The organism is Pasteurella oralis, assembly GCF_002850605.1.
Lineage (GTDB): Bacteria > Pseudomonadota > Gammaproteobacteria > Enterobacterales > Pasteurellaceae > Pasteurella > Pasteurella oralis.
In genome coordinates this window covers 1-12,818 of sequence record NZ_NXGB01000009.1, presented here as the reverse complement: position 1 = coordinate 12,818, position 12,818 = coordinate 1, and the positions used below count along the sequence as shown (strand labels likewise).

The following is a 12,818-nucleotide window of genomic DNA, read 5'->3' as shown; positions in this document are numbered from 1 at the left end:
TGCGTTAGGATAACCTGAAATAGCCTTTTATGCTATAATTTTGCTGGTTTTTTTCGCATTTTTATAGACAACATAATAACGGATTTCAAAATCGGAGGAGTTATGTCAGAGATTCAAACATTACAGCCAAAATTATTATGGAAATGGTTTGGTCAAATCTGCGCCATCCCACATCCATCTTATCAAGAAGAACAAATTGCACAGTTCATTATACATTGGGCGAAAGGAAAAGGCTTTTACGCACAACGTGATGAAGCGGGTAATATTCTGATTCGTAAGCCAGCAACAGCAGATATGGAAGATCATGTACCTGTAGCGTTACAGGCACATTTAGATATGGTACCACAAGCAAATGAAGGGACTGTGCATGATTTTAGCCGAGATCCCATTCAAGCCTATATTGATGGTGAGTGGGTGAAAGCACGCGGCACCACTTTGGGGGCAGATAATGGGATTGGGATGGCATCTGCATTGGCAGTATTAGACAGTGATGATCTGGCTCATCCTCCACTTGAAGTATTATTAACCATGACTGAAGAAGCTGGGATGGAAGGCGCAATTGGTTTACGTCCAAACTGGTTACAAAGTGAAGTCATGATTAATACGGATACGGAGGAGAATGGCGAAATTTATATTGGTTGTGCTGGTGGTGAAAATGCCAATATTTCATTAGAAATTGAACGTAAACTGAATACGTTTGAACAGAGCTATCAATTAGTGTTAAAAGGCTTGTCTGGTGGACATTCGGGTGGGGACATTCATACAGGGCGCGCCAATGCAATTAAGGTATTAGCTCGTTTCTTAGCGCAACTTACTCAAAATGAGCCTCAATTTCAGTTTGCGTTAAGTGAGATTCGTGGAGGTTCTGTGCGTAATGCGATTCCACGCGAAGCTTTTGCGACATTAGCATTTAATGAGGGCTTAGCAACATTGCAAAGTGCGGTGCAAAATTTTGAAATTTTGTTAAAGCATGAGCTAGCAAAAGTAGAGCCTAATCTTAGATTTACTCTACAACCAGTGGAAAATGCAGATACCGTGTTCTCGCAAAGTACGACACATAAAGCTATCCACTTATTTAACGTGTTACCAAACGGTGTCATTCGCAATAGTGATGTACTTGAGAATGTAGTAGAAAGCTCATTAAGTATTGGTGTATTGCGGACAGATGAAACCCATATTAAAGGGACTATTTTAATTCGTTCACTGATTCATAGTGGCAATCGTTATGTAGGTAGCTTATTGAAATCATTAGTTTCTTTGGTCGGTGCTGATGTTGAATTTAGTGGCTACTATCCGGGCTGGGAGCCGCATAGCGATGCACCAATTGTGAATTTAACCGAGAAAGTCTATGCAGAGGTACTGGGTTATGCGCCAGTGGTCAAAGTGATTCATGCGGGCTTAGAATGTGGTTTGTTGAAGAAAATTTATCCAAATATCGATATGGTTTCTATTGGACCAACCATTCGTAATGCGCATTCACCAGATGAGAAAGTACATATTCCCGCAGTACAAACCTATTGGACATTGCTAACCAAACTGTTAGCGGCAATGCCGAAAAAATAATGGTTAAACCATAGCATGAAGTGCGGTCAAAATCTTGCAAATTCTGACCGCACTTTTTTAGACCAATAACAACTCAATGTCCATTTCAACAATCTTTTCTTGCGCATTAATCAAGAGTGATTTATCACAGATGATTTGATCAAATGTATCTAGTGGATAGAGTAGAAAAGTAGCAACTTTGCCGTATTTTGATGAGTCAGTGACGAGGATATTACGCTGGCTTGACTGCACAATTGTCCGTTTGACAGGTAATTTATCTTCATCAGGTGTGGTTAAACCTTGTAAGTTCCAAGAAGAGGTAGAAATGAATGCCAAATCAATGGAAACATTGCGCAGAAATTGTGCGGAAAGTTCACCTACAGAAGAACGGTTTTCTTTACATACTCGTCCACCCGTATGAATTAAATCGCAGCGACCATTTGCGATGAGGAAATCAACAATACCAAAATCATTAGTAATAATTAACACATCTTCACGTTCAGTAATTTGCTTGGCGATTTCTAATGTAGTGGTACCTGCATCAAGATAAATTGTCGCATTAGTGGGAATCAGTTCTGCTGCGGCAAGACCAATAGCTGCTTTTTGTTGGTGGAAAAGTAATGATTTGTCGTCACGAGTAGGCTCTGAAATTAAACGCTCTAATAACTGCACGCCTCCAGAAACGGAAACCACTTTGCCTTTTTCTTCCAGTTTTTGGATATCACGGCGAATTGTCATATGGGAAACACCCATGATATCGACTAAATTAGCAATTCGCATAATACCTTGCTGATGAATTAAGTTAAGAATTTTTTTCTGACGTTCTACGGGAATTAACATTCTTTTACATCCATTCAAATAAAACCAGGCAAATTATACGCTTATTTCTCCTTTATTGTATAAAAATTTAACTTCGCAGTATTATAAATAGACTTTATTAACAAAAATTAACATTAAATTGTTAATTTTTGAGATCTAGATCGCAGATTTATTTGTAAAAAATAGGCAATATAACTAATAGTAAAATATTCGTTCAAAAAATAGGTGGAGGAACTTATGAATCAAGATTTTTCAGTTGCAGTCATTGGTTTAGGAGCTATGGGAATGGGCGCAGCGCAATCTTGTGTGCGTGCAGGTTTGGAGACTTACGGCGTAGATCTTAACCCCGTTGCCTTAGAAAAGCTTAAAGCAGATGGTGCAAAGCAAGTTGCACAAAGTGCGGTGGGTTTTGCACAAGATTTAGATGCTGTTGTGTTACTGGTAGTCAATGCAAATCAAGTCAATGCGGTACTTTTTGGTGATAACGGTCTGGCAGCGCATTTGAAACCTGGTACGGCTGTGATGGTATCTTCGACAATTTCTGCCCAAGATGCACAACAAATTTCACAAAAATTAACAGAGTTAGGTTTATTTATGTTAGATGCTCCTGTTTCTGGTGGCGCGGCAAAAGCAGCTGCTGGCGAGATGACAGTAATGGCGTCTGGTTCAAAACAAGCTTTTACGAAGCTACAACCTGTGTTAGATGCTGTAGCAGGCAAAGTGTATAACATTGGCGAGGAAATTGGTTTAGGTTCAACAGTTAAAATTGTGCACCAGCTATTAGCAGGTGTTCATATTGCTGCTGGTGCTGAAGCAATGGCATTAGCAGCGCGTGCAGGAATTCCACTTGATTTAATGTATGACGTAGTGACTAATGCGGCAGGTAATTCATGGATGTTTGAAAATCGGATGAAACACGTGGTAGAGGGTGATTATACGCCGTTATCTATGGTGGATATTTTCGTCAAAGATTTAGGCTTAGTCACAGATACTGCGAAGTCGTTGAAATTCCCATTACCACTCGCAAGTACAGCTTTTAATATGTTCACCTCTGCTAGCAATGCAGGTTATGGCAAAGAAGATGATAGTGCAGTGATTAAAATTTTCAGTGGGGTTGAATTACCAAGTAAAAAAGGAGAAGCGTAATGTTAGGTGTGATTGCAGATGATTTCACTGGAGCAAGTGATATTGCTAGCTTCTTAGTAGAAAATGGACTGAAAACAGTACAGATGAATGGTGTACCTGATTGTGCATTACAAAGTCAAGTTGATGCCATCGTAATCAGCTTAAAATCGCGTTCAAATCCAGTCGAAGAAGCGATTGCCCAATCGTTACAAGCATTAGCGTGGTTGCAGCAAAATGGGTGTAAACAGTTTTATTTTAAATATTGTTCCACTTTTGATAGTACTGAGAAAGGTAATATTGGTCCGGTTACTGATGCATTATTAGATGCGTTACAAGATGATTTCACGATGATTTGTCCTGCATTACCTGTGAATGGTCGTACTATTTTTAATGGTTATTTGTTTGTGGGTAATGTGCTTTTAAATGAATCTGGCATGCAAAATCACCCAATTACACCGATGAAAGATGCTAATTTAGTACGCTTAATGGATAAGCAAGCACGAGGTAAGACGGGTTTAGTGAGCTATGCAGATCTCATGAAAGGCTGTGAATTTGTGAAGTCACGCTTTGCTGAATTAAAGCAGCAAGGCTGTCGTTATGCAGTAGTGGACTCTGTGGATAACAGCCAATTAGCGGTCCTTGCAGAGACGATCGCTGATTTTAAATTAGTCACAGGGGGTTCTGGTTTAGCTGCTTACATGGCAGCACGTTTAAGTGGTGGTAAGCAAGGGGATAATGCGTTATTACCAAGTAAAGCAAAAACGGTTGTGTTGTCAGGTTCTTGCTCTGTCATGACCAATAAACAGGTGGCGAAATATGCCGAAAAAGCACCGCACTTTTACTTAGACGTAGCACAAAGCATTTCGAATCCAGCTTACGCTGATGAGCTAGCGCAATGGGTCATTACAAATTTACATCATGCATTAGCCCCGATGGTTTATGCCACAGTTTCGCCAGAGAAATTGAAACAGATTCAAGCAGAATTTGGTGCAGATAAAGCAAGTCATGCAATTGAGAATACCTTTGCTCAATTAGCACAAAAATTAAAAGCAGCAGGTGTAGTAAATTTCATCACGGCGGGGGGGGAAACTTCAAGCATTGTTGTACAGCAACTGGGCTTTACTGGATTCCATATTGGTAAACAAATTGCGCCAGGCGTGCCTTGGTTAAAAGCATTAGATGACAATATTTTCTTAGCATTGAAATCAGGTAACTTTGGTACAGAAGACTTTTTTGCTTTTGCACAAGGAATGTTTGTATGACGGAATTAGAACAAAAAATCGAAATGGTCAATCTTGCACGCTCGTTGTTTGAGCGTGGTTATACCGTAGGAGGGGCAGGAAATTTATCAGTTCGTTTAGATGATAAACGGATTGTAGTTACCCCCACCGGCTCATCTTTAGGTCGTTTAGAGGCTGAAAGCTTATCTGTGCTTGATATGGATGGGAATGTGTTATCTGGTAAAAAACCGTCGAAAGAATCGGTATTTCATCTCGCGATGTACAAAAAAAATCCAGATTGTAAAGCCATTGTGCATTTACATTCCACTTATTTAACAGCGTTATCTTGTTTGGAAAATTTAAATCCAGATAACGCGATGCAAGCGTTCACACCTTACTATGTCATGCGAGTAGGTAAATTGCCTGTGATTCCTTATTATCGCCCAGGAGATGTGAATATTGCACGTGAATTGAGTGAAAGAGCCTTATCTGGTAAAGCATTTTTATTAGCTAATCACGGTGTTGTCGTAACAGGCTGCGATTTAGTTGATGCAGTAGACAATACCGAAGAATTAGAAGAAACCGCAAAGCTGTATTTTATTTTGCAAGGACAAAAAATTCGTTATCTCACTGATAACGAAGTGAAAGATCTCGAAAATAGAGGAAAGTAATATGCCAAAATTTGCAGCAAATTTAACCATGATGTTCACTGAGGTGCCTTTTTTAGATCGTTTTGAAGCCGCTGCGAAAGCTGGGTTTAAATATGTTGAATATTTATGGCCCTATGACTATCCAGCAGATGTGCTGAAAGCGAAATTAGATCAATATAGTTTACAGCAGGTGTTATTTAATACATCAGCAGGCAATATTGATGAAGGTGAATGGGGTGTTTCTGCTATTCCAAATCGTGAAGCAGATAGCCAACGTGACATTGATTTAGCTTTAGAATACGCACTTGCCCTGAATTGCCCTAATGTACATATTATGGCAGCTGTTGTGCCAGAAGGTGCAGATAAAACGCAATATAAACAAACATTTGTCAACAATCTTCGCTATGCGGCAGAAAAATTTAAACCGCATGGAATCAAGATCTTATTAGAAGCGTTAAGCCCGCAAGTTAAGCCGAATTATTTGTTAAAAAGTCAGTTTGATACCTTAGAAATTGTCAATTTAGTGGATAGAGATAATGTCTTTATTCAACTGGATTATTTTCACGCGCAAAATGTTGATGGCAATTTATCACGCCTAACTGATCAACTCAAAGATAAAGTCGCACATATTCAAATCGCATCAGTGCCCGATCGTCATGAGCCTGATGAAGGTGAAATAAATTATCAATATCTTTTTGATAAGTTGGATCAAATTGGTTATCAAGGATTTGTTGGTTGTGAGTATAAACCAAGAATTGAAACTGTCGCGGGTTTAGATTGGTTTAAACCTTATCAGCAAGAATAGATCAGGTGATAGCAATGAATTATCAGTTACTTTCTTATCCATTAGATGTGAAGGACCCAGGATTTCCGGGTGAGCCTACACTGACTTATGATATTTGTACAAGCACGGCACAAGGTGATGTGTATAACAGTGCCATTATTCATTTGTTTAATCATTTTGGTACGCATTTTGATGCGCCTAAGCATTTTAATCCAAATGGGTTATCTATTACCGAGTTACCTTTAACACAGTTTATTTATGAAAAGCCCCTTTTGATTGATGTGCCTAAAACGGCAGGTACATTAATTGAGCCAGAAGATCTTGAACCTTATTTAGCACAAATTCAGCAAGCAGATGGTTTATTCATTCGCACTGGATTAGAGCAATTAAGGGTTGATGATCCACAGCAATATGCAGCAAATGGTGGAGCAGTCAGTATTCAAGCTGCGAAATATTTGATTGATCATGCGAGTAATTTGAAAGCCATTGGTTTTGATTTTATTTCCCTTGCTTCACCGGCGAATCCTGATCATGGTGTTGAGGCTCATCAAGTGATGCTGGGAATGTACAAAGATAACTTTATTTGCATTATTGAAGACATGAAATTATCACAGCTCAATAACAAAACTTTAAAACGTGTTTTAGCAATGCCTTTATTAGTCAAAGGAATTGATAGTGCACAAGTCACTGTACTGGCAGAAGGAGTTTAATATGAATTTAACAAAAAATTATCTTTGGGGGAGTGTATTTTTGTTATTCACTTTCCTTTGTGCTTATCTTGCCTCTTCTATTGATCGTGATTTCGGGCGGATTGAAGTAAGTTCGGTCAGTTTTATGACTGAAGAAATGCAACCTATGGTTGCTAAATTATATCGTCCTGTTTCTGCAAGCGCAGAAAATCCCAAAGCAGGCTTACTTGCTTTGCATGGCTACCAAAGTGATAAAGAAGCAACCAGTACTTTTGGCGCGTTAGAGTTAGCAAAACGTGGTTTTGTGGTATTGGCGATTGACCACTTTGGGCATGGTTATTCGACAAAGTTGCCTGCTTCGAATAAAAATATGAGTGGGGCAAATAACGGCTATCAATATTTGAAATCCTTACCTTTCGTAGATAAAACACGTTTAGGCGTTTTTGGGCACTCAACAGGTGCGCTGAACGCGATTCGTGTCGCTAAACTTAATCCAGATCATAAAGCAGTCAATGGATTAAGTAGTAATGGTGGCGATATGGAGCTGAATAACTACTTATTAACTCAAGGTTTATATGAGGAAATTGGTGGTTACCGTGAAAGAACTTTCCCTGTGAAAGATTTAGTCACTCACCCTAAACGTTTGAGTGCTTTTGGTTTGGCGGAAAGTGACACATTAAAATGGGATCATACTTATGGTGATTTTAACGATGGTTCTGCACGTCGTGCTGCTATAGTTGATGGAACTCATCTTGGTGTGATGATTGCGGCTGACAGTAATAAGGAAGCCATTCTTTGGTTTAACCAAGCGCTACAAAATGGCGAAAAAGGGACAGATTGGCTTGAACCTGATCAGCAGACTTATTGGTATAAAGAGTTTGCGGGGTTATTTGCTTTAGGCTCAGCCTTAATCGCCGCATTATTTTTCGCAAGTGGCTTATTAAACAGCGCATATTTCTCTGCCGCACGTAAACCTGTGACAGAAAAAACCGCAATTTCTGATAAACAATGGTGGGTGTTTGCTGCGGTCAATATTGTGTTAACTATGTTGCTGTATCCATTGTTTACTCAGTGGGGCGGTGCGAATGAACCTATTGCATCTAAATTGAGCTTTATGCCATTAGAAATGGGTAATGGTATTGTTTTATGGCTAGTTGTAAGTGGTATTGTTGGCTTAATTTTATTTAGCCTATGGAAAAGAAAAGCGGCTATTTCACTGGCGGAATTTGGTGTAACCAGTCATTCTTCGGTATTAACAACAGGTCAAATTATTGGGCGTTATTTACTACTCAGCGTGCTATTAGTTTTAGGTTTGTATTTACTTACAAGCTTAATTTATCAAGCTTTGAGCGTAGAATTACGCTTCTTATGGCCATTGTTGAAACCGTTAACTGCAGAACGTTTTAGTTTGTTCTTTGTTTATTGGTTACCGATTTTAGCCTTTTTCTTCATCTTTAATGGATTGATTGTATCAGTACAAATGAAGCAAAAATTGGCGGCATCTTTCCATTCAACACTAATTATTTGGAGTATCAAAACAATCATTTTTGCCACAGCGGGATTAGTTATCTTGTGGCTATTCCATTTTGTGCCTGGCTTTATGCAAATTGGTCCTGGCTTCGATTTACTCGGTTTACCACAATTTGGTGGGCGCTGGATGATGATGTTAGCTGTCATTATTCCACAGTTCATTGTGTTTACTGTAATCAATCACTGGTGCTATTTGAAAACGGGTTACATTTATTTGGGTGTATTTTTCACCTCTCTCTTAATGACTTGGGTTTTAGTAGGCGGTCAAGTAATTGGTCGATTCCTCGCATAAAACTTAATTAGTCAGCAACGTTGTTATTAATTGGTAAAAATGCCCTGCTGTTGATGGGTAGGGCATTTTTTACATCCTAAACCGTGATTTGCACAAAATATAGCCAAAAGTGCGATCAGAAATTGAGGAGAAAATGATGAAAATTGTTATTACGGGAGGACAAGGATTTCTTGGACAACGTTTAGCAAAAACCTTGTTATCCCAATCTAATGTGGTAGTCGATGAGCTTATTCTGATTGATGTGATTAAGCCTGTGGCGCCAAATAATGATCCAAGAGTGCGTTGTTACGAAATGGATTTACGTCATCCAGTGGGATTAGAAGACATTATTGATAGTAAAACAGATGTGGTTTTTCATTTAGCTGCAATTGTGAGTAGTCATGCGGAACAAGATCCAGATCTGGGCTATCAAATTAATTTTTTAGCAACACGTAATTTGCTTGAAATTTGTCGTCATAATAATCCTAAAATTCGTTTCATTTTCACCAGTTCTTTAGCGGTATATGGTGGTCAGTTACCTGCATTGATTCAAGATCATACCGCAGTCACGCCACAGTCAACCTATGGTGCACAAAAAGCGATGTGTGAGCTATTAATCAATGATTATAGTCGCAAAGGTTTTGTGGATGGGATTGTTTTGCGTTTACCAACGATCTGTATTCGTCCAGGCAAGCCAAATAAAGCAGCTTCTTCTTTTGTGAGCAGTATTATTCGTGAACCTCTACAGCAAGAAGAGGCGATTTGCCCTGTATCAGAAAAACTGAATTTATGGTTATCCAGCCCGAATACCGTCGTCAACAATTTTATTCATGCACTTCAATTACCTTCTTTACCTGCACGCGATTGGCATGTCATCAACTTACCGGGCTTTAGCGTGAGTGTTGAACAAATGCTGGCTGATTTAGCGAAGGTTAAAGGAGAACAGATTTTACAGTATGTGAAATTTGAATTTGATGAAGGCATAAATAATATCGTGGCAAGTTGGCCTGCTGCGATTAACTGTTCACAAGCGTTTGGTTTAGGTTTTAGCGCTGATCAAAATTTTGCTGATGTGATTCAACAATTTATTCAATGTGATATGTAACAGGAGGCGTTATGTTTGGATTACCTATTCCAATTATCGGCTTGTTAGTTGCCGTATTTGTGTTAGTGTTTTTAGTATTAAAAACTCGAGTGCATGCGTTCATTGCAATGCTGATTGCCGCCGCGATTGCTGGTTTAATCGGGGGACTGAGTGTAGATAACACGTTAGGTGCAATTACAAAAGGATTTGGTGGTACTTTAGGGGGAATTGGGATTGTTATCGGTCTTGGTGTCATGATGGGGAGCATTCTTGAAGTATCTGGTGCTGCTGAAAAAATGGCATATAGTTTCATTAAATTCCTGGGTAAGAAAAAAGAAGAATGGGCATTAGCGATAACGGGTTATGTTGTGAGTATCCCGATTTTCGTTGATTCTGCGTTCGTCATTCTTTATCCAGTCGCTAAAGCATTGGCTAAGAATGGTAAACGTTCATTATTGACATTGGGTGTTGCATTAGCTGGGGGATTAGTTGTAACCCATCATACTGTACCACCAACACCAGGTCCATTGGGGGTAGCGGGTCTATTTAGTGTTGATATTGGCGCAATGTTGTTAGTTGGTATGGGGATGGCAGTATTACCTGTAGTGGGTATGGTACTTTATGCGAAATGGTTAGATAAAAAATATCCAACTTTTAACCAAGAAGTGTTTAGCCAAGAAGAACTAAAACAAAAATACGATGATTATATTGAGAGCCGTGAGAAGAAAAATCTACCAAGCCTAGGTCTATCATTATTACCGATTTTATTACCAATAGGCTTGATTTTCATTAAAGCTATTTTAGGTTTAATGGCGAAAACAAATCCGACATTAGCTGAAAATACACTCTATCAAGTCTTCAATTTCATTGGTCATCCAATGATTGCATTGGCAATTAGCGTATTAGTCGCGGTGTATACCTTATTACCTAATGTAGATAAAACCACAACTGCATTGCATTTAGAAGAAGGCGTAAAAACCGCAGGGATTATCCTATTAGTGACGGGTGCAGGTGGTGCATTAGGTGCAGTTTTACGTGAGAGTGGTGCAGGTAAAGAGCTTGCAGAACAGGTTGCGGCGTTACCAATTTCACCGATCTTGATTCCGTTTATCGTCTCGACGTTAGTACGTTTTATTCAAGGTTCAGGTACAGTGGCAATGATTACCGCAGCATCAATTTCTGCGCCTATTTTGGCACAAATTCCAGGTGTGAATATGTTATTAGCTGCGCAAGCTGCAACAATGGGGTCTTTATTCTTCGGTTATTTCAACGATAGTTTATTCTGGGTTGTAAATCGTATGATGGGAATCAATGATGTGAAGAAGCAAATGATTGTGTGGTCTGTGCCTACCACAATTGCATGGGCAATTGGTGGTAGTTCTGTGATTTTAGCCAACTTAATTTGGGGCAATGATGGCTCAATTACTGACTTGTTATTACCACTGGGTGTACTTGCTGCGATTCTTGTATATGTCAATGTACAAAGTAAAAAACTGTAATTAATTAACTTAATGAATAGCAACAATCTCGCCTAGTTTGTTGCTATTCTTTTATGGAGCCTCGTTATGTTAAGAAAAATACTTATTTTATCTTGTGCCAGTTTTCCTTTATTTAGTACTGCTTCTACTCAAATACCAGATAGTCCACAAATGCCAAAAGCGATCAATGCCACCTTGTTAGCAGATGTGACAGAAAAAGGCGCGAAAATCACGGGTATTGCATTGGAATATGAAGCGAATTTACTGGCAGGCAGTGATTTACGTCAAATTTACCAAATTCAGACCGCACTTGAGCAAGCAGAAGCGATGCCACGAACTTTACTTCGAGCTTATGTGAATGATACGCCGAATAAGGCATATCAAAGTAAAGTGGGACGATTTGTGATTTTAGAGTTAGATGAACGGGATAAAAATGCGGATTTCTACTCGTTGAAAGTAGAAAATAATCAACCCGTTAAATTTAAGTCAAAAGATAGTACAGGACAGCTTGTTGACGTTGAAAAAGTACAGGCTAATCGCGTCCCTGTATTTTATGACGATAAATTAGTGTATACGATTAAGCAAGCAGGCTTATTAAAATTAACTAATGGTAAGACATTACAGTCTAGTGAAATTAAGCAAGCAGCAACTAAAGCGCAAGTGAAAACTCGTTATATTGATGATTTCACTGCTCATTCAATTTCTTTAGCTAAGACAGATAATCAATTACTTTATCGTTTATACAAACCGACTTTGCAAGAGGGCAAAAAGTATCCATTAACGCTGTTTTTACATGGTTCAGGGCAAGTTGGCAAAGATAATATGGCACACTTATTGTCAAGTAAAGGCGCAATCGCTACTTTGCAGTATGAAGATGGATTTGTACTCGCACCACAATATGCTTCTGTATTTGATCCGTTTGATAAAAAAGGTATCCATTGGCAAACAGATAATCGTCATCAGCTAGTATTTAAAATGTTAGATGAGGTGATGGCGAATAATCCTAATATTGATACAAAACGTATTTATATTGTAGGCTTATCGCGTGGTGCAGAAGGTGGCTTATATTTGTTGCAAAAACGACCGCACTTTTTTGCTGGTGCATTACTGATGAGTGGACGAGAAGCTAACACTGTTGAATGGATAGATGGTAATGCGACGGTTGAGAGTTTATCTGTGTTGAAAGATGTACCGATGTGGTTTTTCCATAGTATCGAAGATAAAGTTTCACCTGTAGTAGGATCACGAATTAATTACGATATTTTGCAGAATAAAGTGAATGCAAAAAATGTGAAATATACCGAATTTAGCGTACAACAAGTAGGCGATAATGGCATTATTAATAATAATCCACATAATACATGGGATGCTGTGTTTAATAGCCCTGAAGTGATAATGTGGCTATTAGAACAACGGTTAGCTAAATAATATGATGTCACTAAGCTTTAGTGAAACAAGATTGGATATAAAGTGCGGTCAGTTTTTTTGAAATTTTGTTGTATTTAAGCTAATAACGCTAAACACTTGATGTCTTGTTTATGATTTCAGTTATGTGGAATAGAAAACTCATGCAACTTAACGCATGAGTTTTTGTATTTATTATTTGTTTACAGAAATATTGGAAAC

The 12,818-nt window shown here is 38.7% G+C and carries 11 protein-coding genes; 10 read left to right on the top strand and 1 reads right to left on the bottom strand.

What is annotated here, in order from left to right:
- The first annotated feature begins 102 nt into the window (after positions 1-102).
- Complete coding sequence (locus tag C0975_RS09995; RefSeq protein ID WP_101776249.1) at positions 103-1,563, top strand: aminoacyl-histidine dipeptidase; 1,461 nt, start codon at positions 103-105, stop codon at positions 1,561-1,563.
- A gap of 57 nt (positions 1,564-1,620) precedes the next feature.
- On the opposite strand, the gene C0975_RS09990 is transcribed toward C0975_RS09995, so the two are convergent.
- Positions 1,621-2,382, bottom strand: a complete 762-nt coding sequence (locus C0975_RS09990) for a DeoR/GlpR family DNA-binding transcription regulator (RefSeq protein ID WP_101776248.1) — start codon at positions 2,380-2,382, stop codon at positions 1,621-1,623.
- Positions 2,383-2,598: 216 nt separating this feature from the next.
- Between C0975_RS09990 and ltnD the strand changes: the two genes are divergently transcribed.
- The 9 genes from ltnD to C0975_RS09945 all read left to right on the top strand — a co-directional run bounded on the left by ltnD (position 2,599) and on the right by C0975_RS09945 (position 12,620).
- Positions 2,599-3,507: an L-threonate dehydrogenase gene (gene ltnD / locus C0975_RS09985; RefSeq protein WP_101776247.1), complete on the top strand. Its 909-nt coding sequence runs from the start codon at positions 2,599-2,601 to the stop codon at positions 3,505-3,507.
- Positions 3,507-4,748: a 3-oxo-tetronate kinase gene (gene otnK / locus C0975_RS09980; protein WP_101776246.1), complete on the top strand. Its 1,242-nt coding sequence runs from the start codon at positions 3,507-3,509 to the stop codon at positions 4,746-4,748. Before ltnD ends, otnK begins: the two co-directional genes overlap by 1 nt.
- Positions 4,745-5,377, top strand: a complete 633-nt coding sequence (otnC, locus tag C0975_RS09975) for a 3-oxo-tetronate 4-phosphate decarboxylase (RefSeq protein WP_101776245.1) — start codon at positions 4,745-4,747, stop codon at positions 5,375-5,377. The genes otnK and otnC overlap by 4 nt, the downstream gene beginning before the upstream one ends.
- A gap of 1 nt (position 5,378) precedes the next feature.
- Positions 5,379-6,161 carry a 2-oxo-tetronate isomerase gene (gene otnI / locus C0975_RS09970; RefSeq protein ID WP_101776244.1) on the top strand — a complete coding sequence of 261 codons (783 nt, stop codon included), beginning with the start codon at positions 5,379-5,381 and terminating at the stop codon, positions 6,159-6,161.
- 14 nt (positions 6,162-6,175) lie between these two features.
- Positions 6,176-6,850, top strand: coding sequence for a cyclase family protein (locus C0975_RS09965; protein WP_101776243.1), 675 nt, complete (start codon positions 6,176-6,178; stop codon positions 6,848-6,850).
- A 1-nt stretch (position 6,851) separates the two neighbouring features.
- Entirely contained in the window at positions 6,852-8,651 is a 1,800-nt protein-coding gene (locus C0975_RS09960; RefSeq protein ID WP_101776242.1) for an alpha/beta hydrolase, read from the top strand.
- Between the two features lie 136 nt (positions 8,652-8,787).
- Complete coding sequence (denD, locus tag C0975_RS09955; protein ID WP_101776241.1) at positions 8,788-9,735, top strand: D-erythronate dehydrogenase; 948 nt, start codon at positions 8,788-8,790, stop codon at positions 9,733-9,735.
- A gap of 11 nt (positions 9,736-9,746) precedes the next feature.
- Positions 9,747-11,213: a GntT/GntP/DsdX family permease gene (locus tag C0975_RS09950; RefSeq protein WP_101776240.1), complete on the top strand. Its 1,467-nt coding sequence runs from the start codon at positions 9,747-9,749 to the stop codon at positions 11,211-11,213.
- Between the two features lie 66 nt (positions 11,214-11,279).
- Entirely contained in the window at positions 11,280-12,620 is a 1,341-nt protein-coding gene (locus C0975_RS09945; protein ID WP_101776239.1) for a carboxylesterase family protein, read from the top strand.
- The last annotated feature ends 198 nt before the right edge of the window (positions 12,621-12,818 follow it).

Bases quoted from the DNA above. Each gene is read 5' to 3' on its own strand.
- C0975_RS09995 (WP_101776249.1), top strand. From the start codon at position 103: ATGTCAGAGATTCAAACATTACAGCCAAAATTATTATGGAAATGGTTT.
- C0975_RS09990 (WP_101776248.1), bottom strand. From the start codon at position 2,382: ATGTTAATTCCCGTAGAACGTCAGAAAAAAATTCTTAACTTAATTCAT.
- ltnD (WP_101776247.1), top strand. From the start codon at position 2,599: ATGAATCAAGATTTTTCAGTTGCAGTCATTGGTTTAGGAGCTATGGGA.
- otnK (WP_101776246.1), top strand. From the start codon at position 3,507: ATGTTAGGTGTGATTGCAGATGATTTCACTGGAGCAAGTGATATTGCT.
- otnC (WP_101776245.1), top strand. From the start codon at position 4,745: ATGACGGAATTAGAACAAAAAATCGAAATGGTCAATCTTGCACGCTCG.
- otnI (WP_101776244.1), top strand. From the start codon at position 5,379: ATGCCAAAATTTGCAGCAAATTTAACCATGATGTTCACTGAGGTGCCT.
- C0975_RS09965 (WP_101776243.1), top strand. From the start codon at position 6,176: ATGAATTATCAGTTACTTTCTTATCCATTAGATGTGAAGGACCCAGGA.
- C0975_RS09960 (WP_101776242.1), top strand. From the start codon at position 6,852: ATGAATTTAACAAAAAATTATCTTTGGGGGAGTGTATTTTTGTTATTC.
- denD (WP_101776241.1), top strand. From the start codon at position 8,788: ATGAAAATTGTTATTACGGGAGGACAAGGATTTCTTGGACAACGTTTA.
- C0975_RS09950 (WP_101776240.1), top strand. From the start codon at position 9,747: ATGTTTGGATTACCTATTCCAATTATCGGCTTGTTAGTTGCCGTATTT.
- C0975_RS09945 (WP_101776239.1), top strand. From the start codon at position 11,280: ATGTTAAGAAAAATACTTATTTTATCTTGTGCCAGTTTTCCTTTATTT.